The organism is Photorhabdus stackebrandtii (genome assembly GCF_011189495.1).
Taxonomy (GTDB): domain Bacteria; phylum Pseudomonadota; class Gammaproteobacteria; order Enterobacterales; family Enterobacteriaceae; genus Photorhabdus; species Photorhabdus khanii.
The window spans coordinates 106,095-127,943 of record NZ_PUJV01000011.1; the positions used below are offsets into that span (position 1 = coordinate 106,095).

Below are 21,849 nucleotides of genomic sequence, written 5' to 3' on the forward strand. Positions count from 1 at the left end.
CAGAAAAAAATATTCAAATTTCTTTTATTTAACCAGTAAAGTTTCTTTTAGCTATGCCGATAACAGAGCCATGCTGATCTATTGTAAAAAAGGGAAAACATGTTTAACCGAATGAAAATAGTGACCGGGCTGATGGCGGTCATCATATTATTTGGTGCTCTGCAATTTATATCCGGGGGACTTTTCTTCCATGAGTTGAAAGGTAACAAAGAAAACCTGGAAATACTGGATAAGATGCGTGAGCAGCAGACATTTTTGAATGACACCTGGGTTAATTTGCTACAGGCTCGTAACAATCTAAACCGTGCTGGCATTCGGTACATGATGAAGGATGAAGGCGTTGACAATTATTACACGATGGAACAGCTGCTGACTGATGCCAGAAGTAACTTGTCTATAGCAGAGCAGCGCTTTGAACAATATGAACAAACGGCGAAATTGCCTATTCATGAATCAGAAAGCCTCAATCGCCTTAAAAAATCCTATGATGTTTATATTGCAGCACTCCATGAACTTATCGTCCTGATTGAACATGATCGGGCAGTGGAATTCTTTAATCAGCCAACCGGCAAATATCAGAGTGCTTTTGAGGAAGAATATAACTTCTATCTGACTCAAAACGATCATCTTTACTCCGATGTTGTATTTGATGCGGGCATATCCTACAGAAATGCAGTGATTATGCTGGTTATTGTCATGCTAATTCTGGTTTCAGCCATGATTTTCAGCTGGGTTAGCATCAAGCATAGTTTGCTGAATCCATTAAATAAATTATTGGAGAATATTAAGGCGTTTTCTACGGGTGATTTGACACAGAAAATTACTGTTTCAGGCAGAAATGAGATGAGTATGTTAGCTGTTGGCTTGAAACATATGCAGAAAGAATTTATCAATACTGTTAGTAGTGTTCGTCACAGCAGTGAAAATATTTATAACGGAACCAGTGAAATTGCTGCCGGGAATAATGATCTCTCTTCACGCACAGAAGAACAAGTTGCCTCTTTGGAAGAGACAGCAGCAAGTATGGAACAACTGACGGCAACGGTAAAACAGAATGCGGAAAATGCTCGTCAGGCAAGTCACCTGGCTGATAGCGCCTCTGAAATTGCCCGTCAGGGTGGGAAAGTCGTGGCGAATGTTGTGCAGACAATGCATGAAATTGCTGGCAGTTCGCAGAAAATTTCCGATATTACCAGTGTTATTGATGCTATTGCGTTCCAGACTAACATTCTGGCGCTTAATGCCGCGGTAGAAGCCGCACGTGCCGGTGAACATGGGCGTGGTTTTGCTGTTGTGGCAGGAGAAGTCCGTAATCTTGCTCAGCGTAGTGCTGAGGCAGCAAAAGAGATCAAAGCATTGATAGATGATTCAGTCAGCCGCTCGGATACCGGTTCTGTCCTGGTTGAAAGCGCCGGTGAAACAATGAACGACATCGTGAGTTCAGTCACCCGTGTCACTGACATTATGGGTGAAATTGCATCCGCATCTGATGAACAAAGCAGAGGGATAACTCAGGTTGGCCTGGCTATCTCTGAAATGGATCGTGTAACACAGCAAAATGCTTCTTTGGTAGAACAATCAGCCGCGGCTGCGGCTGCGCTGGAAGATCAAGCTGCTGGATTGAAGAAACTTGTTTCTCTGTTCCAGTTACCGAGTCTTGACGATAAGTCTCAATCAGAAACAAAAACTGAGCATTTACCTGCGATTAAGACTCTTCCTGCTAAATCGAATCCACCTGTGTTGAAGAAAGTCAGCAATGTGGAAGAGCAATCTAATTGGGAAACATTTTAGAACACTAAGTGATAACCACGGCTGCATATGCAGCCGTTAACCGAGGTGATTACATGTTAGGCAGGCTTCGTATATCAACCAGTTTATATCTGTTACTGATGATGTTTTGTGTAATGCAGATAATCTCAAGTGGTTTATCACTTGGGATCATTCACACAGACCAGACTTATATTGAGCGGATTGATCTGGGAACACAGAAGAGAGACACTTTAGGATTAAGTTGGGCGGCTTTGCTGCAATCGCGTAATACACTCAATAGAATCGCTGTAGGAAAAACGCTGCAACAATCTGAAAGTCATATTGACAGTATGGTCGCTAATGTTAAAGAGACTCTGGATAAGGCAGAGATGCATTTTGCGGAGTTTATCGCGCTGCCTAAATTAAATGAAGAGGATGGCAGCAGTGTATTGCTGGCATCCGTGGAAACCAGCTACAAGGAGTATATCAACGCGCTCAGGGAACTTTCTGCTTTCTTGGAACAGGGTAATTATGATGCATTTTTAAACCAGCCAACAGAAAAGTATCAGCAGCAACTGGAATCTGATTTCAACCAATATATGCAGTATATCGGAGAGGAAATTAAGACTGCTGTTCAAGATGGTCGCTTTTATTATCAAATTGCAACTGCTATGTTTGCAGGTGCGATCCTGATGGTACTGGTCGTTGCCTGGGCAGCCCATTGGTGGTTAAAAAGAAATCTGCTCAAACCATTCGCTAATATGCGTAGTCACTTCCAGAATGTTGCAGAAGGGAAGTTGAATAAAGAAGTTTCTGTTTTCACTCATGATGAAATTGGTGAAGTTTTCTCTAAATTGCGTGAAATGCAACGTTCACTGGTGAGTTCCATTGCTTCGGTGAAAGAGAATACTAACCTGATGTATAACGGTATTCAGGAAATTACTCAGGGTAACACTGATCTCTCTTCCCGCACTGAAGAACAGGCAGCATCACTGGAAGAAACTGCCGCCAGTATGGAACAACTGACAGCAACGGTAAAACAAAATGCTGAAAATGCTCGTCAGGCCAGTGAATTGGCAGTATCTGCATCAAAAACAGCTTCTAAAGGCGGCGAGCTGACAACCAATGTTGTGGAAACGATGGATGCAATTGCTAACAGCTCGAAGAAAATCAGTGCAATTATCAGCGTTATTGATGGCATTGCATTTCAGACTAACATCCTGGCACTTAATGCGGCAGTAGAGGCTGCACGGGCAGGTGAGCAAGGCCGCGGTTTCTCCGTTGTTGCTGGTGAAGTCAGGGATCTCGCTCAACGAAGTGCCGAAGCGGCAAAAGAGATTAAAACATTAATTAGTGAATCCGTTCAGCGGGTGAGTCAAGGTTCTGAATTGGTCAGTGATGCAGGGAAGACCATGAATGAATTGGTCGCCTCGGTAAACCGGGTCACGGAGCTGATGGCTGAAATTGCTGCGGCATCCGATGAACAAAGTCGTGGTATTCATCAGGTGGCACAGGCGGTTACGCAGATGGATCAAGTTACTCAGCAGAACGCTGCATTGGTTGAGCAGTCGGCCGCGGCAGCTGCGGCACTTGAAGATCAGGCCGATATTCTGGTGAAAACAGTTGCACAGTTTGAATTGCCGGATAATTCAGGAAATAAACTTGAGAATGAACTTTCACTTACGCTGAAGTCTGCGGATAGCGAAGGGGCGGTCAGTCAGACTCGCTGAGGCCAGATGAAATCAAATTTAATTGTTTCAGCGACAAGTTTGCCGTCTTCGCCACTGAATCACATGATTCAGCGTTATACCCTATCAGATGCGCATTTTGAGCGCATCTGCCAGTTTATATATCAACGTGCTGGTATTGTGCTTGCTGCTCATAAACGGGAGATGGTCTACAACCGTTTAATTCGGCGTTTACGAGCGCTTGGAATACGTGATTTTGGGCAATACCTGTTCATTCTTGAGAATGATACGGATAATGAGGAGTGGCAGGAATTTATCAATGCGTTGACGACTAACCTGACGGCTTTTTTCAGGGAAGCACATCATTTCCCTTTGTTAGCTAAACATGCAAGTAAGAATGATGGTTCGTACCGGGTGTGGAGTGCGGCAGCGTCTACAGGGGAAGAGCCGTATTCAATTGCGATGACGCTGAGTGATGTATTGGGGCATCGTTTTCAGCGGGTAAAAATTATTGCCAGTGATATCGATACCAATGTACTGGAAAAAGCACGTAAAGGTGTTTACCGGCTGGATGAGTTGCACCAACTGACAGATCAACAGAGAAAACGTTACTTTTTTAAAGGTGTTGGATCTTATGAAGGTTACGCGCGTGTCCGGCCTCAACTTGCTGACATGGTGACATTCCAACATTTAAACCTGTTAGATCCCAATTGGCCGCTTGAAGGTAAATTTGATGCCATCTTTTGCCGTAATGTAATGATTTATTTTGATAAAAAGACGCAGGAACGGATACTGCGCCATTTTGTTGCTTTGTTAAAACCTGATGGATTGCTCTTTGCCGGGCATTCCGAAAATGTCACTCAAATAAGCCGGGAATTCTACTTGCAAGGACAGACTGTTTACGGTGTAGGCCGGGCAAGGAGAGGTTATGAATAAGATAACTGTCCTTTGTGTCGATGATTCAGCGCTTATGCGCCAAATCATGCGGGAGATCATCAATAGCCACCCGGATATGGAGGTAGTGGCTTGCGCCCCTGATCCACTGGTGGCACGTGATCTGATTAAAAAATATAATCCACAAGTACTCACGTTGGATGTTGAAATGCCACGCATGGATGGCATTGATTTTTTGGAAAAATTAATGCGTCTGCGGCCAATGCCTGTGGTTATGATTTCTTCTCTGACAGCCAAAGGTTCTGAAATTACATTAAGGGCATTGGAGCTTGGTGCCGTTGATTTTGTCACCAAACCGCAATTAGGTATTCGTGAAGGAATGCTGGCTTACAGTGAACTTATTGCGGAGAAAGTGCGGACGGCGGTACAGGCTAAATTATCTGTGCAAACAACCACGCCGGTAAACTCTGCCCCTTTAAGTTTTAAGCCCCTGCTATCCAGCGAAAAACTGATTGCAGTAGGTGCATCTACTGGCGGAACGGAAGCGATAAAGAATTTGTTGCAACCGTTGCCGGTAACCAGCCCGGCACTACTGATTACACAACATATGCCCCCGGGTTTTACCCGTTCTTTTGCTGAGCGACTGAATAAACTTAGCCAAATTACAGTAAAAGAGGCCGAAAATGGTGAACGGATTTTGCCAGGGCACGCATACATTGCTCCAGGTGATCGCCATATGGAACTGTGTCGTAATGGTGCTGATTATCAGGTTCTGATAACTGATGCACCGGCTGTTAATCGCCATCGTCCGTCTGTGGATGTGTTGTTCCGATCAGTCGCTAAATTTGCCGGAAGAAATGCTGTTGGTGTATTACTTACAGGAATGGGCAGTGACGGCGCGGTGGGTTTGCTGGAGATGAAACAAGCCGGAGCGTACACATTGGCACAGGATGAGGCGAGTTGCGTGGTGTTTGGTATGCCAAGAGCTGCAATACAAATGGGGGCTGTGGATGAAGTCATGGATATCCTCAAAATCAGCAAGAGAATGCTGGCAAAAATAAGCTCGGGGCAGTTTGTCCGTATTTAACGGTTGACGGATAAATTTAATTTTTTAAGCAGCTCTGTGCTGACTGGTAAATAATTTCAAGGAGTTTATATGGCGAATAAGGATCTTAAATTTCTGGTGGTTGATGATTTTTCAACCATGCGTCGCATTGTTCGTAACCTTTTGAAAGAATTGGGTTTTAATAATGTAGAAGAAGCTCAGGATGGGACGGAAGCCCTGACTAAGATTCGCTCATCTCAATTTGACTTTATTATCTCTGATTGGAATATGCCTAATATGGATGGTTTGGAGTTGTTAAAAGTCATTCGTGAAGATGAGCAATTGGCTAAGATACCCGTTTTGATGGTGACAGCGGAAGCGAAGAAAGAAAATATCATTGCTGCTGCGCAGGCCGGGGCAAGTGGTTATGTTGTGAAACCTTTTACCGCTGCTACTCTGGAAGAAAAGCTCAATAAAATATTTGAAAAACTGGGCCTCTAAGGAGACATAATGAGTGTAAATCCAATCATGCCAAGGGATGAGACCATTAGTGCCAGTGAAATTATCAGCCGGATCGGCCAGCTTACGCGTATGTTGCGTGATAGTTTACGTGAGCTGGGATTGGATCAAACGATCGCTCAGGCCGCTGAGGCAATACCCGATGCGAGAGAACGTTTGGACTATGTCGTGCAAATGACAGCGCAGGCAGCTGAAAGGGCGCTTAACTGTGTTGAGGCGGCGCAACCTCGTCAGAATGAGTTGGAATCATCGGCAATTTCACTGACCAAACGTTGGGATGAATGGTTTGAAAATCCGGTTGAATTGCCTGTGGCACGCTCATTGGTTACGGATACCCGGAATTACCTCAATACTGTACCTGAGCATACTGCTTTCACTAACGCCCAATTACTGGAGATCATGATGGCACAGGACTTTCAGGATCTTACCGGTCAGGTTATCAAGCGGATGATGGATGTTATTCAGGAAATAGAAAAACAGCTGGTAATGGTATTGATGGAAAACATGCCGGCCGATCAGGTCGCGAAATCGAAAAAAGAGACTGATAGTCTGCTAAATGGTCCGCAGGTGAATCAAAATGGCGTGGGTGTTATTGCTAATCAGGCCCAGGTTGATGATCTACTGGATAGCTTAGGTTTCTGAAATAAAAGTGGTAGGGTCAGCCTGCCACTCAGGATTAATAGTTTCACGAAAAGTCCCTGATAGGCAAAAATATCGCTGTGGGTGAGTTCCGGCAGAAATCAATTAACTTGCATCAGAAAAGATATTTGAATCTGGCGCGTGCACCGTAGCGCTGGTCATTATCACTGTTGGCGATTTTGTTATCAGCATCGGCCTCCAGCATAGAGACATAAGCGCCCAAATAGAGATTAAAATTTTGCATATTCATGATGTCAGGGATTAGATATGACATATGGATGGTGCGGATGTCGTATTTGCCTGGCTCACTGAAGGGATGGTTGATATGTGCGGTGATATCGTCAGTGTTGAACTCTTTGATATTGTTGCGGGCATAGATATAGCCTAGTTCGAAGCGGTGCCACGTTACATTGATTCCGGCAGTGAAGTTCTGTTCACCTGAGGCATCCAGATAGGCCGTATTCAGGTTGGCGATAATGCCATCATCTGGATTGGTCACCAGACTGTTCCAACTCAGCGTCATGCCGTAGCCATTGCGCCGGGATTGATCAATCCACTGCCCCTGGGCATTTTGATAGCCGTAAGCGTTGTTGACAACATTACTCTCCATCGCTATTGCCGCACTGAACTGGTCTTTTTTCCAGGCTGCTACTGGGCGTAGATAAGCAACATTTTTCTTATTATCCAATACGTTGCCATGGTAAGTTTTATCCTGGAATAGTGAAGTACCATCCTCAAACAGTGTATTGAGTTCGAAATACCAATTGCCTGCGTATTTGCTCAGCATCAGGTTACCGCCGCTGTTACTACGGCCCCGTCCTTCTTTCATCATGTAGATATAACCGAAACCATCGGCATACAAATCGTTGGCGGTATTGCCAGAATACTGAATAAAGGTGTCTTGGTTGAGAGGGAACATATCGTAGGCTTCAAAACGTCCGATTTTGGCCTGCCAATTTTTCTCATTGCCGAAGAAGAAAGCTGCATCGTCAAGATTCATTTTTCCGGTCACGTCTGCTAGTGGCTGCACACTGAAACCGGCGAAGTTGCCGTTCTGATTGCGACGGTAGCCGTCCAGTCCAATCAAGATGCGGCCATTAATATTCCAACGTTCTTTGTCGCCGGGCTTCCAGTTTTTATTTTCATTGGTTTTCAGTGAAGTAAGCTGACCGCTTCGGCTGGCGCTGTCGAGATTGAATTCTACATCACCGTACAGTTTTAGATCGCCAAAGTCATTCAGCTTCAGGTTGCTGGCTGGTAAAGTGCTATTTTCCAGAGAAGTAATGGGTTGTGCCACCAGTGTGGTCTGTTGTGTGGTTTTGATAGTGTGTTGTTCTAAACGTTGTGCACGTTGCTCGGCGGCTATGGCACGTGCTTCGGCCTGGGCGGCGCGTTGTTCTGCCTGTTGCAACCGCTGCTCCAGTGCGTTAAGGCGCGCTTCAATGCCGGGCGAGGCAAGGGCAGAAGCTGAAAGGATAAATCCTGGTGTGACAATCAAATAGCGAAAGTTTTTCATGGTACTCTACCCTTTGGGATATTAGTTATTATGCTTTATGACATCGTCAAACGGGTTTTCAGGCTAAAAGATAATTGAGTTAAGTTAGCTGATGCCAATCAATGACTCATTAGCAAAAACCGCCGTAAACCCTCGCCCAATGCGGGCGGAGAGATAAGGCGAAAATCCTAAAGGGCTTTAAGATATTAATCAAGTGTATTTGGGGCGCGTTAACATACTCTCACTTACCACATCAGAGCAAAAAATTGCACAAATACGGGTGGTTAAAAGCGGTTGATTCTTTTGCTTTGCAATTTATTTGGAATAGAAAGAAATATTTGAAGTGGAAATAATTGCGTGAATTAACCACGTTGTTATCCTATTTTCTATAGAATGAACAAAGATGTATTTGATTCTATTATTATAGCAATAATTTATACCCGGTGTAGATATAAATTTATTTAAATAAACCTTATGGAAATTATATTTTATCTTATTATTTTTTAAATTTAATATTTAAATGATTGATAGTATATTCAAATAGTTGCGAAATATGTTTTTATATGTTGATATGCCCTTTATTGCACGATGATGTTAATTGGGTAAGATACAATAAATTTAATATAATCATGTGGTTAGGCATATGGACGCCTTTTTGTGATCATTCCCTCATTACGACAGATTCTTTTATGATAAAACATAAGAGATAATAAGCTAAATTTTTGTAAAATATCACTATTAATACTGTATAATTTTATCAATTCAATTTGATGTATTACTTGATATTGTGAGGTTATTATTGACATTTATCACAGAATAAAATGAATTTTGATGTGAGCATAAAGTCTTAAGTTCGATTGATATAATGAGTGTTATTATTGGAGCCATGCCTTGGTTAAACATTAGGATAACTAATGAATGGTTTGTCGGGAAAATCTGATCACTAAAATAATTTAGCAAAGTAATGAATGGTTCCAGTATCTTAATCATTGTAGGATTCAAAGACATAGGTAAAAACCTGTTTTTTAATCGTAACATAATCATGGAAATGCCGGTGTTTATTGGCTCCGCTCTTAGCGAATGGCTATTGTTCAACGGTTGGAGTTTTTTAAATGGCGTCACATTGTGTTCAGGACAATGCTCAAAATTCGGGAAACACCGCGACAATCAAAGCTATTCATGGTCATGGAGATAATTTTGCCCACCATATCAGGCGTATAAACGTTATTAAGAATTATGACCATATATCGCCATCTTTATGCAATCTGTGTGGCGGGATTACCCGTGTTCACTTCTTTATCGGGATCGATAGTCTCTCAGGCAGTTATGACAGGGGACTACCCCGTGTTTGCTTCTTTATCAGGCATTAAGCGCAATAACGACAACTACCACGTTAACTATTTGTGAGGAAAAAGAGAGTGATAGACGTACAGATCAATGAAGTACCTCTTAAGGAACACAGCCCTTCAATGGATAATTGTCTGGATGAGCAAAAGTTACTTTATGACATGCTGCTGTCACGGGAAATTGATAACCGTAGTGCGTTAGTCACGCGACAAGGCCGTGCCTGGTTTCATGTATCGGCTGCTGGACATGAAGGGTTGGCAGTGTTGCCGCAGCTTATGGAAAAGCATGATGTGCTGGTTCCTTACTATCGTGATCGGGCATTAGTATTAGCGCGTGGTATGTCTACTGTTGAAATGGCGAGGGAACTGATGGGAAAGGCTACTTCTCACTCAGCTGGCCGGACCATGTCGAATCATTTTTGCGACAAAGAGAACAATATCTTCTCGGTAGTCAGCCTGACCGGAACCCAATGTATTCCCGCAACCGGAGCTGCCTGGGCAAGCACGTTGAACAATAAAAATGGGCTTGTCGTGTGTGGTGTCGGGGATGCGGCAACCCGGCAGGGAGAATTTTATGAAGCGGTCAGCTTTGCGGTTGAAAGGCGTTTGCCGGTTGTTTTTGTGGTTTCCGATAATAAATTGGGCATTAGTACATCGACGGAGGCAATGGCGCCGTATCGATTGGGAATCTTTAACGAGTGCTTGATCCGCCGTGTTGATGCCCGCAGGCCGGAAACCGTGTTTCCTGTTGCACAGGAGGTATTCAATCAAGCGCGATTTGAGCGGACTCCCTGCATCTTAGTTTGTCGTGTGGACCGGTTAGACTCTCATTCCAATTCGGATTCTCACAAGTTGTACCGTTCCCAGGATGAACTGGAAGCGTTACAGGATCCTATTGAAAATTATGTTGCCTATTTAAAAGAAAAGGGGGTACTCAATGATCAGGATTTGGCTGAACAAAAAGAGAGCATTAAATCTGATGTAGCGGAAATATTTGAGCGTGTTTATCACGAGGAAGAGCCTGATCCTGAAAGTGTAAGTACTTATTTGTGCAATCGTCAGGGGGCTCCTGTCGTACATGTTGAGATGGAAGCCGAAGAGACACAGGTTAAAGCGGTCAATCAGGTTTTGGATGAGGCGTTGAGCCAGCATCCGAATGTGCTGTTATTTGGCGAGGATATTGAGGATCCTAAAGGCGGTGTTTTTGGTTTCACCCGTGGCTTGTCCACCCGTTATCCTGATCGCGTTATTAATGCCCCCCTTTCTGAAGCCACGATTATTGGCTCATCTGTTGGTTTATCCGCTTGTGGCTGGCGTCCGATTGTTGAACTGCAATTTATCGACTTTGTTGGGCTGGGCCTCAACCAGTTACAGTCACAACTTGGCACTTTAAGTTGGAGAACGGTGGGGAAATGGCGCTGTCCGGTGGTGATATATGCTCCTTATGGCGCTTATCTCCCAGGAGGCGGTATATGGCACAGCCAGAGCTCGGACGGTATCTTAGCGCATATTCCCGGTATTAATGTTCTTGTTCCAACGACACCGGCCGACACTATCGGGTTGTTCCGTACAGCGTTAAGTCTGGATATGCCGAGTCTGATCCTGATCCCTAAACACCTTATGAGAGAGCGTCATGAACGCCGGCAGGTGAGTCCAGTGCCTCTCGGCCAGGCAAATATCGTCAGGGCAGGGAAGGATATTACGCTGGTTGCTTGGGGAAACACCGTTCAACTTGCAACTATGGCTGCTCTTCAGGCGGAAAAAAACAATATTGACATTGAAGTGATTGAATTACGTAGTCTGGTACCTTGGGATAAACAACGGATTGCGGAATCTTTACGCAAAACCGGGCGACTTATCGTTGTACAAGAAGATACCCGGACGGCCAGTGTTGGCGCATCCATTGTTGCTGATCTTTTGGATGAGAATGACAATTTCTTCTCTTTACTGGCACCACCGCGTTTGGTGACGCGTGAAGATATTCATATTCCTTTTAATCCTTGTTTAGAGAAAGCTGTTTTGCCCGGCACGGATGACATTTTGGCCTCCGTATATGCGGTAATGAGCTAAGGAGAACTTATGGCACAGTTGCTTATTCCCCCGATGGGAGAAGGAACCACTGAAGTCGTCATCACCCAGTTACTTAAGCAGGTGGGAGATCATGTCAAGCGTGATGAACCTGTTTATGAAATGGAGACGGATAAAGCCGCTTTTACCATTGAATCTGATGTTGAGGGGATCTTGGAAAAATGGCTGGCTGCGGAAAATGATATTATCCCTGTTGGGTCGCCTATTGCCGTTATCAGAGCCGTCGGCGAGTTGGCAGAGCCTTCTCCTGTTGTCAATGAAGAGTTAACGCCTTCGCTGGTTAGCGTGGAGAAAGTTGAGGCTGCTCCTAAGATATCTGCGCCTCCTGCGCGTATTCCGCCCAAAACTCGTCTGTATGCACAAGAACACCAAATTGAGCCTCATATTCTTAGTCAACTGGTGGAAAAATACGGGACATTATTACCTGGTCACATTGATGACTACCTTAAGCACAGCGAAACCAAATTACCAGAAAATGGTCATTCCAAAGATGACAATATTGGTTTTCTGTCAAAAGATCAGCAGCGCCTTAATCGTGCGTTACGGCTGAATAGCGGTACGGTACAACCTTGTTGGGCAGCTAAACCATTGTCGACTGAGCTGGTTGATAACGCCATTCGTCATCTAACTGAGAACTCTGGGCAGCAAGAGTGGATAACGCCGTTTCAGGTAATCACTTACGCAGTTTCTCAGGCGCTGAAAAAATTCCCGATGTTGCGCTCAAGGCCGCTGGATCAAGAACGTTATCATACTTATACGGAGATCAATCTGGGTATTGCTTTTCTGGACGAAAAAGGTGATTTGAGTTCATTAAAAGTGGCTGGAACACAGACCATGGGCTTTTTCGAGTTCAGGCAGCATCTGAATAGTGTACTTGATCCCGATGCTGAAAGAGTGCCTGTTGATATTGATGTTCCCATGATGATCTCGTATACCGGCAGCGATGGCGCGACTTCGGCTGTACCGCTTATCGTGCCGCCATCTCAGTCAACGTTGTTCATTGGTGCTCCGCACAACAAAGAGATGAACCTCGTTCTGGCATTCAATCACTATTTGCTGAATGGGGTAGAAGCAGCGGAATTTCTTACAGAGATTGCTGCTGAGGTTCGTGTTCTGTCCGGGCCGCAATCTGTCGCACATCAGATGGAAGGTCAATCCGGTAAACCGGTTGCTGGGCAGTTACGCACGCTCCTGGCTGACTTCCTGAATTGGGACGAGGATTTTACTGAATCAATGATGGAACGCACTTGGGCTGATTTGGGCATTGATTCGTTAAAAGCGGTAAAACTTGCGGAGCTGATGTCAGTGCGTTTTCGCCGAAAATTATCGCCCACGCTGTTCTGGCGTTATAGCTCACCGCATCGGTTGATTGAGTATCTTGACATTTCCAGAACTGAAGTGGCCGAGAAGAAACATTCCTTAGATGACTTTATTAATGCGGTGCGTTGTCTTGATGGTGACGCAGCATTAGGATTGCAGCGCCTCATAGAGGGAGGTAAGCATGGATAATCTATATCACATATATCATTCACTCAGCCCGGAGGAACAGCGGATAGCTAAATCCGCCTTGCTGGAGCATTTAGGCTCTATGGCTCCATCAGTAAGCGATTTAGGTGGTACGAAACAGATGCCTATTGCGATTGTGGGCATGGCTTTCCGACTACCTGGCGCGGAAGATTCTCCAGAGCAAATGTGGGAGATCATAAGATCCGGACGCAGTGTGATAGAAGAGATCCCAGAGCAGCGGCTTGCGTCTGGAAAACCTTACATTATTCCGCTGCCTAAAAAAGCATTAAAAGCTGGGCTGCTGAATAATATTGATGGTTTTGATGCGCCATTCTTTGGTATTTCTCCGCGAGTGGCCGCCATGATGGATCCGCAGCAGAGAATACTATTGGAACTGACCTGGCAAGCGATGGAAGATAGCGGGACTAATCCGCTGAGTTATTCAGGATCAAAAACCGGTGTTTTTATTGGCTCGTGCAGTAATGATTATCGTGAACTTGTCGCGGCTGATATGGCAATGGCAAATGCTTATGCAACGACGGGAACACTGAATTGCCTGTTGGCAAACAGATTGTCATTTTATTACAACTTTGTTGGTCCTAGCTTGCAAATTGATACCGCGTGTTCAAGCGGATTAACGGCGCTGACTCAGGCGGTAAATTCATTGCGTTCTGGGGAATGCCAACAGGCGATAGTTGGCAGTATTAATTTGTTGAGCAACACATTTAACATGGCTGCTTATTACCGGGCGGGAATGTTATCTAAGGATGGCTGTTGTAGGGTTTTTGACGCGGATGCGAATGGTTTTGTCCGTGGCGAAGGCGCTGTGTGCCTGTTTTTGAAAACGCAAAAACAGGCATTGGAGGATCAGGATCCTATTTATGGATATGTTCGGGCATCGGCGGTAAATCATGGTGGGCGTGCTAACTCACTGACTTCACCTAACCCTGAGCAGCAGATTGCATTAGTCAATGATTGTTTGCAACAGGCTGGAATCTCTGCGGAGCAAATCAGTTACCTGGAAGCACACGGTACGGGAACTTCACTGGGTGATCCCATAGAATTTAATGCGCTTAATGAAGTCTTTAACTATGGTCAGTCAGGAAAAATGCGGCAACCTTGTTATATTGGCTCAATAAAAGCCAATATTGGGCACTTAGAGGGAGCCGCGGGGTTAGCGGGTATCGTTAAAGTTTTATTGATGTTGCAGCATAAATCCATTGTGCCTTGCGCGGCATTTCAGCGTCTGAACCCTGAAATTGATAGTGCTGACACGCGCTTACAACTGGCTACAGAGGAAAACGCCTGGCAGGTGGATGCAGGGCAAAAACGTTTTGCTGGGCTCAGCTCTTTCGGATTGGGTGGAAGTAACGCACATGTTATTTTGGAGGAGGCGCCAACCAAAGTTCAGCAACAGGTTAGAGCCAGTTCGGAGAGATATTATTATCCCATCGCGGCCAATAGCCAGGCATCGTTACAAAAAATGGTGGTTATGCTGGGCGATTTTATTGAAAACAATGAAAGCATCGATCTGCCAGCGGTTAGCTGGACATTGCAGTTTGGCAGGGCGGTATTACCCCATCGGGCATTATTTGTTGCAACATCACGGCAGGATCTCCTGAACCAGCTACGCGATTTTGCTTCTTCTGCTACAACCAAAGAAGATCAATGGCTTCATATGGCAGAGGACGATTCTCGATTCTTATGGTTACAAGGTCAGGATATCGATTGGCGTACCTGCTGGCCTGCTGGGCAGAAGCCGTTACGTATTCGACTGCCCAAATATGCTTTTGAACATCGGCGCTATTGGTTACCTAACAACTAATCTGTGGTTGAAAAATCGTAGTTGGGGCCTCTCTTTTCTGTATAAATTCCCTGTTGTAAAACGGGGAATTTATCAGGTCTATTAAACAACCCATTTAAAGAATGGGGAATGTTTTCTCTTCATTGAAAATTGTAAATAGCGTATTGTCGGTTGATTGGCTTTCTCTCATGCTTAATAACGTTTTAATTGTATTAACGATGATAAAAAGTCTGACGGATTAATAAACCAGAAAGGTTATAGTGATTAAATGGGTATTTAAGCGTTAACATTACCGAAAAAAGCAGCTTGCCGATCGCCCAAAAAGGGAAAACAAGTAAAAAGACGATAAGTCTGCAAAACGATTCTCATTCCGTGGGTTGTAGTTTTCAACTGGAGGGTGATACTGCTCAATCTCGTCTTTTTTCGATTCCATTTCTTTTTCCCAGCGGGCCAGCCGTTTGGCTGGCAGCGGATGAACAGTGGGAAACCACTTTTTAAGTAAATTTTTTAATGCAGCTTTCATTCGGAAAGATCTTCATCAGCGGGACCTAAGCGATCCAATTCTGCCAAAATCAACGGAATTTGTGCGTCTAAATCCGCGGGTCTTTTATCTTTACTCCACCAGATAAGGGGTCCCCGGCGTTTATAATCCACTTTACTGACCGCTTCTTTGCCGTTTAATAAGAATTTCACCATAAAGGCGACTGCCAGCGCTTTATCATTGCCACTGCTTAAGAAAGCAAAGGAATAACTACTGACGTTAGGGATAAAACCACGCCCAATAAGCTGATTGTGATTGCAATTAAGCAAGCGTGATTTCATTGTCTATCAAAGCCTTCACAATCAGCTCAGGAAACTGGCTTTCCTGAGTTTAGTTTCAGTGAAGCCATGCCTGCCGTCGTGGAGTGTCATGTCAAGCTGTCATGGCTTCATTGCTTTGAACCAGTCTTGTCATTCGTCTTGATCCCACAAATACCCCGTCAAATTTCTCATTGTTCCAGCCATCGAATTTTTTCTCTTTTGTCATGCTAGCAGCTATTTAATTCCATATTTTCTGACCGACAATGTTTTAAACGCAGACAAGGAAAGCCGTGGCCGAAGATAGCGATCTTGAGAAAACAGAAGAACCCACGCCTCATAAACGGGAAAAAGCCCGGAAAGAGGGGCAGATAGCCCGCTCCAGAGAGCTGAGTTCCATATTGATGCTGACCAGTGGCCTGAGTTTGCTCTGGATAAGCGGTCAATCAATTACTCATGAATTGTCGCTGATGGTGTTTGAGGGGTTTAACTTCGATCACAGCATGGTCAGCAATGATAAACAGATGGTTCAGCAGATTGGCAGGTTGCTCCGGCAAGCTGTTTGGGCTTTGTTGCCGGTTTTTGCTGGATTAGTGTTCGTTGCGTTAAGCGCTCCGGCACTATTGGGGGGATTAGTATTCAGTACAAAATCCATCAAATTTGATGCGAAAAAATTGAATCCTATTTCTGGTCTGAAACGTATTTTTTCAATGAATGCGTTAGCTGAATTATTCAAGGCGTTACTTAAAGCAGGGTTTGTCGGAATTGGCGCGGCTTTATTTCTTTGGATGAATTGGCCTGCCATGTTACGGCTGATCGCGCAACCACCTCTGTTGGCACTGGATGATGCAATGCAAATGCTGATATTTGCCGGTTATGTGGTGGTTTTCATGTTGATACCGATGGTGGCTTTCGATGTTGTTTACCAGATATACAGCCATCTGAAAAAACTGAGAATGACCCGACAGGAAATAAAGGATGAATTTAAAGAACAAGAGGGGGATCCACATGTTAAAGCGCGTATCCGTCAACAACAACGGACGGCTGCCCGTCAGCGTATGATGGCGGATGTACCGAAAGCGGATGTGATTGTCACCAACCCAACTCACTATGCCATCGCCCTGAAATATGACGAAAACGCGATGAATGCGCCAAGGGTCTTGGCGAAAGGGGCGGGGAGCATTGCATTGCGGATTAAAGAGATTGGTACAGAAAACCGCATTCCATTACTTGAGGCGCCGCCACTTGCCAGAGCGCTTTATCGCCATAGTGAAGTTGGGGGACATATCCCCGCGACACTTTACGCGGCGGTAGCGGAAGTGCTTGCCTGGGTCTACCAATTGAAACGTTGGAAACGGGAAGGCGGCTTGAAGCCGAAGAAACCTGAAAATCTGCCAGTGCCGCCAGCACTGGATTTCGCTGGAGAAAATAATCGTCATGGCTAATCTGGCCTCTATACTTCGTTTACCGAGCAATATGAAAGGTTCGCAATGGCAAATTCTTGCCGGGCCGGTATTGATCCTCATGATTTTGTCGATGATGGTCCTGCCGTTGCCGCCATTTATGCTGGATTTGCTGTTTACGTTTAACATCGCGCTATCCATTATGGTGTTGCTGGTGGCGATGTTTACCCGGCGTACTCTGGATTTTGCCGCATTTCCGACAATATTGCTGTTTTCCACTTTACTGCGTTTGTCGCTTAACGTGGCTTCAACCCGTATTATTTTATTGGAAGGGCATACTGGCTCTGCGGCGGCGGGCCACGTTGTAGAAGCATTTGGTCACTTTCTGGTTGGCGGTAATTTCGCCATCGGTATCGTGGTTTTTATTATCCTGATATTGATTAACTTTATGGTGATTACCAAAGGTGCAGGGCGTATTGCTGAGGTTGGCGCCCGTTTTGTGCTGGATGGTATGCCAGGTAAACAGATGGCGATTGACGCTGATCTGAATGCCGGATTGATCGGTGAGGAGGAAGCGAAAAAACGCCGGGCGGAAGTCACCCAGGAATCGGATTTCTATGGTTCAATGGATGGTGCCAGTAAGTTTGTGCGCGGCGATGCGATTGCCGGATTAATGATCCTGGTTATTAACGTCGTTGGCGGCTTAATTGTTGGTGTCGCCCAGCATGGCATGAGTCTGGGGGATGCGGGGGAAGCCTATACCCTGTTAACCATTGGTGATGGTCTGGTGGCGCAGTTACCTGCCCTGATTATTTCGACAGCAGCAGGTGTGATTGTTACCCGCGTGGCGACTGATCAGGATGTTGGTCAGCAGATGGTGACTCAACTGTTCAATAATCCACGGGTGTTGATGTTGAGTGCGGGGGTTCTCGGATTGTTGGGCATGGTTCCGGGAATGCCCAATTTTGTTTTCCTGCTATTTACTGCGGCATTGGCAGGTCTTGGCTGGTATCTCTATCGCCGTGCTGATGGCCCGGTGATGAATACGGAAAAACCAAAAGTAGAAGAGCAACAGCAGGCATCAGAAGCTTCATGGTCTGATGTTCAGCTTGAAGATCCGCTGGGGATGGAAGTGGGATATCGCCTGATCCCGATGGTTGATTTTCGTCAGAATGGCGAATTACTGGGGCGGATCAGTGGCATTCGGAAGAAATTTGCTCAGGAGATGGGATATTTACCACCGGTGGTTCATATCCGTGACAACCTTGAACTGGCTCCGGCTGGCTACCGTATTCTAATGAAAGGGGTAGAAATTGGTCGTGGTGAAGCCCATCCGGGGCGCTGGCTGGCAATTAACCCTGGTGGTGCAGTAGGGGAATTGCAAGGTGATATCACCAAAGATCCGGCTTTTGGACTCTCTGCGGTTTGGATTGATGACAGCCTCAGAGAACAGGCGCAGGTTCAGGGTTACACAGTCGTTGCAGCCAGTACGGTTGTGGCTACCCATATGAATCATCTGTTGACGCAATATGCCAATGAGCTGTTTGGCCGTCAGGAAGCTCAACAACTGTTTGAGCGTGTCAGTCAGGAGATGCCTAAACTGACGGAAGACTTTATTCCCGATATCGTTAGTCTGACAACACTGCATAAGGTTTTGCAAAACCTGTTGTCCGAACAGGTGCCAATTCGGGATATGCGGACAATTATTGAGACACTGGCTGAACATGCTCCGGGGCAAACTGATCCTTATGAGCTGACATCTGTGGTCAGAATCGCGCTTGGCCGGGCAATTGCTCAACAGTGGTTCCCGGGAGCGCAGGAAATCCAGGTCATCGGACTGGATGCCGGTCTTGAGCGTTTGTTAATTCAGGCGTTGCAAAATGGTGGTGGTCTGGAGCCAGGATTGGCGGATAACCTGCAACGGCAGGCAACGGAAGCACTGCAACGTCAGGAAATGCTGGGTGCTCCTCCGGTACTGTTGGTTAATCATGCATTGCGTCCGCTGTTATCGCGTTTTTTGCGAAGGACTTTACCTCAATTGGTTGTCTTATCTAACCTTGAAATCAGTGATAACCGTCAAATCCGTATGACAGCAACCATTGGTGGTAACGGATAGTTGTATCAATAAAATAATGGGCCATTTTATTCGAAATGGCCTTTAATATTCTTTTTTAAGAAAATTGCCCGTTTTGGATAAAAGTGAGATTTTTCTTTTATCATATTTACATTTACTGCCGGAGAAATTTCTATTCACTTCGGTTTTTTCATTATTAAATAATAATCATTAATGAGCTTGGGAATAGGTTGGTAAAGAGAGTGATAATTAATTTTTTAATGTTGTTAGTTTTGATTTTAATATTATCTAAATATAAAAAACTTTCGAAACAGATCGAAAAATAGAGTAAATCATACTGAGCAAGAATAATACACAACAAACTAAAGAGTCGAATGTTGAATTAAAGAATGATAATGATAAAGGAAAGATAAAAAATAACACACCAAATTTGGTGACGAAAAAATAAAATTCAGTAATATTTACCGCTCTAAACAATTCAAAAGGATGAGAGTTAAATATGTATAAAAATATGTTAAAACCCGTAACATCAAGAAAAACAGAAAACGGACCTCAATTAAAAGGAAATGAGAACACATATGATACATCAATATTAAAAGGCAGCCCTGTAGGACGAAATGATATTGGAAATTCAGCACCACTACCCGCTCAGGCAGAAGTTTTTCAAAAAGTTGTCGACGAAAAAATAGAAAGCTTTAAAACAAAGGGAAATCCAATATCAATTGTTGTCTGGCGTAATAACCAGACAGGGCTTACCCATATATTGGATGGTCAGCATCGATTTATTGCTGCATGCATACTTGGAGTACCCGTTAATTTGACATGGAAAAAATTCGGTATACCACCTAATCAGATAGACTGGAGTAGTACAAGATTCTCAAATGGAATACCAGCCAAGACCAGGATATTTGGAAAATAATTGATTAAGTTAGTTTAATGTGTATTAGGCGTGACTTGATCTGACACAGGACCTTGAAAGATTGAGAGTTACCGGTTTTGATATAGATGTTGAAATCTTAAACAAAATGTGAGGTAACTCTCATGCTTCATCGTGGTGAGCGGCACTTGATTAATATTCTTTATGTTTAATTGCGGTTATATCATCCCGGATAAATTCAAATATAATTGAGAATGTAACGGGTGCTACGACCGCCAGCTCCGGTGTTTTCTAAACAGCCTAGCTTAACCAAATGTGCCAAATGCCTTGTTGCCGTGGGGCGACTTACTTTTGCCACTTTTTGATATTGGCTGCTGTTAATACCCTGCTCAAAATCACCGTCCAGCATACGATTTAATACCTTTGCCTGCTCTTTAGTCAATTGGGTCTGATCTATCCGCCGCCAAAATTTAGCTTTTAACACAATTCGATTAATTTCTTTCAGTTTGTTTATTAAGGTTTCATTCAGTATTTTCAGAAACCAAACTATCCAGGCGGTAATATCCAAGCTGCCTCTCTGAGTGCTTTCAAGGATTTCGTAATACATCTTACGATGCTCACAAATACTGACTGACATTGCGTAGAAACGGATTGAACGGTTTTCGGCTTGGGCGAGTGCAAGGTCTGTCAAAAATCGGGTCACGCGCCCGTTTCCGTCTTCTAAGGGGTGGATTGTCACAAACCATAAATGAGCAATTGCCGCCCTAATGATGGGATCGAGGCTGGCATCTGTTCGGGATTTATTGAACCATTTTATGAATTGAAGTACTTCGGCGACGACTCTTTCCGGTGGTGGCGCTTCAAGGTGAACAGTCGGCTTATCCAGACGACCGGATACTACTTCTATCACCCCTTCGCGTAACTGACCTCCCTGTATCGGATTGAACAGGATATATCCTGCGGGGAACATCAACTGATGCCACCTGAGGATACGCTCAAGGGTCAGCTCGGAGTCACTGTTTTCTATCACATCAAGGGCGACCTCGGTAATGCCGTCAGTTCTTTCTGTTGTTGGATAAGGTTTCTCTTCTGTGATACCCAACCTGTTCGCTAATGACGAGCGTACAGAAGCTGCGTTTAATCTCTCGCCTTCAATTTCGCTGGAATAAATTATATTGGATAGCAGGCTATCTAGCGTTGCTTGCTTGGCGTCTTCATACTCAGATTTGCCTAATAACAATCCTTGGTTGAACTGCACGTCTCGTAGTAATGGCGCAATAACGTCGGCATTCCAATGGAATTCAGGCCAATTCTGTTGTTTCCATATCCACATTGATTTCACCTATGAGTTAAATAAGACCTCTATTCTACTCACTAAATGAGGCGAATGTTAATTTTATTTGACTCATTTACAGTTTTTTAAGGCAATAAAGGTCTTATTGACCTTGATGGAGGGTTGGGCGGGATCTCACTTATCCCTTTTTTATTGCGTTATTTTTATGGTTTTCTGTGTAAAATAATCGGGAGAAAGCACTTGAGTGTGATGCTGTCCTTTAAAAAGAGTATTTATTGAGTTAAATCCACCTTTTATATAAAAGCTTTAAACACTTCTTTTTATCTTTATTGATTAAAGTTTTTACCTGTTTTTTCATAATGCGTTTGTCCTTTTTTCTAGGTTTTGAAACCACGCGGACAGACAAAAAACGACTTTTCTTAACGGCTGTTTTATCATTTTTCAGATTCTGAATTATTTAATGTGGATAATTATGATTTTGATATTATTTAAATATATTCGCAATTTTCCTTAATGATTTAAATGGTGTGTTTTTATTTTGTAAAAATCAAATGATTATGTGTAAATAATGTTATTTTAGTGTGTTATCGGTTATTTTGTGTTTTTTCAATAAATTTTTTAATGAATTGA

At 44.1% G+C, this 21,849-nt stretch carries 16 protein-coding genes; 12 read left to right on the forward strand and 4 right to left on the reverse strand.

Annotated features, from left to right (window positions below):
* Positions 1–99: 99 nt before the first annotated feature.
* From C5470_RS11665 to cheZ, 6 genes are all read left to right on the forward strand, one after another.
* On the forward strand, positions 100–1,791 hold the full coding sequence (locus C5470_RS11665; RefSeq protein WP_166289055.1) for a methyl-accepting chemotaxis protein: 1,692 nt from the start codon (positions 100–102) through the stop codon (positions 1,789–1,791).
* Between the two features lie 53 nt (positions 1,792–1,844).
* Positions 1,845–3,479, forward strand: coding sequence for a methyl-accepting chemotaxis protein (locus C5470_RS11670; protein WP_166289058.1), 1,635 nt, complete (start codon positions 1,845–1,847; stop codon positions 3,477–3,479).
* A 6-nt stretch (positions 3,480–3,485) separates the two neighbouring features.
* Positions 3,486–4,373: a protein-glutamate O-methyltransferase CheR gene (gene cheR, locus C5470_RS11675; RefSeq protein ID WP_166289061.1), complete on the forward strand. Its 888-nt coding sequence runs from the start codon at positions 3,486–3,488 to the stop codon at positions 4,371–4,373.
* Entirely contained in the window at positions 4,366–5,418 is a 1,053-nt protein-coding gene (locus C5470_RS11680; RefSeq protein ID WP_166289064.1) for a protein-glutamate methylesterase/protein-glutamine glutaminase, read from the forward strand. Before cheR ends, C5470_RS11680 begins: the two co-directional genes overlap by 8 nt.
* A 69-nt stretch (positions 5,419–5,487) precedes the next feature.
* Positions 5,488–5,877 (forward strand): chemotaxis response regulator CheY, encoded by a 390-nt coding sequence (gene cheY, locus C5470_RS11685; protein WP_166289067.1) that lies wholly within the window; start codon positions 5,488–5,490, stop codon positions 5,875–5,877.
* 9 nt (positions 5,878–5,886) lie between these two features.
* Positions 5,887–6,537 (forward strand): protein phosphatase CheZ, encoded by a 651-nt coding sequence (gene cheZ / locus C5470_RS11690; protein WP_166289070.1) that lies wholly within the window; start codon positions 5,887–5,889, stop codon positions 6,535–6,537.
* Positions 6,538–6,649: 112 nt separating this feature from the next.
* Here the strand turns inward: cheZ and C5470_RS11695 are convergent, their stop codons facing one another.
* A complete protein-coding gene (locus C5470_RS11695; RefSeq protein WP_166289073.1) occupies positions 6,650–8,050 on the reverse strand; it encodes a carbohydrate porin in 1,401 nt (466 codons plus the stop codon).
* A 1,397-nt stretch (positions 8,051–9,447) separates the two neighbouring features.
* Here C5470_RS11695 and C5470_RS11700 point away from each other — a divergent pair.
* The 3 genes from C5470_RS11700 to C5470_RS11710 are packed head-to-tail and all read left to right on the forward strand — an operon-like array spanning position 9,448 to position 14,794.
* Entirely contained in the window at positions 9,448–11,445 is a 1,998-nt protein-coding gene (locus C5470_RS11700) for a thiamine pyrophosphate-dependent enzyme (RefSeq protein ID WP_166289076.1), read from the forward strand.
* Between the two features lie 9 nt (positions 11,446–11,454).
* Positions 11,455–12,972: a biotin/lipoyl-containing protein gene (locus C5470_RS11705; RefSeq protein WP_166289079.1), complete on the forward strand. Its 1,518-nt coding sequence runs from the start codon at positions 11,455–11,457 to the stop codon at positions 12,970–12,972.
* Positions 12,965–14,794 (forward strand): type I polyketide synthase, encoded by a 1,830-nt coding sequence (locus tag C5470_RS11710; protein ID WP_166289082.1) that lies wholly within the window; start codon positions 12,965–12,967, stop codon positions 14,792–14,794. The genes C5470_RS11705 and C5470_RS11710 overlap by 8 nt, the downstream gene beginning before the upstream one ends.
* A 268-nt stretch (positions 14,795–15,062) precedes the next feature.
* Here C5470_RS11710 and C5470_RS11715 read toward each other — a convergent pair whose 3' ends face one another.
* Positions 15,063–15,296 (reverse strand): hypothetical protein, encoded by a 234-nt coding sequence (locus C5470_RS11715; protein ID WP_166289085.1) that lies wholly within the window; start codon positions 15,294–15,296, stop codon positions 15,063–15,065.
* Complete coding sequence (locus tag C5470_RS11720) at positions 15,293–15,595, reverse strand: hypothetical protein (RefSeq protein ID WP_166289088.1); 303 nt, start codon at positions 15,593–15,595, stop codon at positions 15,293–15,295. The genes C5470_RS11715 and C5470_RS11720 overlap by 4 nt, the downstream gene beginning before the upstream one ends.
* A gap of 269 nt (positions 15,596–15,864) precedes the next feature.
* On the opposite strand from C5470_RS11720, the gene flhB reads away from it, so the two are divergent.
* The 3 genes from flhB (at position 15,865) to C5470_RS11735 (ending at position 19,967) form a co-directional block, all read left to right on the forward strand.
* Entirely contained in the window at positions 15,865–17,016 is a 1,152-nt protein-coding gene (gene flhB, locus C5470_RS11725; RefSeq protein WP_166289091.1) for a flagellar biosynthesis protein FlhB, read from the forward strand.
* Entirely contained in the window at positions 17,009–19,090 is a 2,082-nt protein-coding gene (gene flhA, locus C5470_RS11730; RefSeq protein ID WP_166289094.1) for a flagellar biosynthesis protein FlhA, read from the forward strand. Before flhB ends, flhA begins: the two co-directional genes overlap by 8 nt.
* A gap of 457 nt (positions 19,091–19,547) precedes the next feature.
* Positions 19,548–19,967, forward strand: coding sequence for a hypothetical protein (locus C5470_RS11735; RefSeq protein WP_166289097.1), 420 nt, complete (start codon positions 19,548–19,550; stop codon positions 19,965–19,967).
* 196 nt (positions 19,968–20,163) lie between these two features.
* Here the strand turns inward: C5470_RS11735 and C5470_RS11740 are convergent, their stop codons facing one another.
* On the reverse strand, positions 20,164–21,258 hold the full coding sequence (locus C5470_RS11740) for a Fic family protein (RefSeq protein ID WP_036848991.1): 1,095 nt from the start codon (positions 21,256–21,258) through the stop codon (positions 20,164–20,166).
* Positions 21,259–21,849 lie beyond the last annotated feature (591 nt).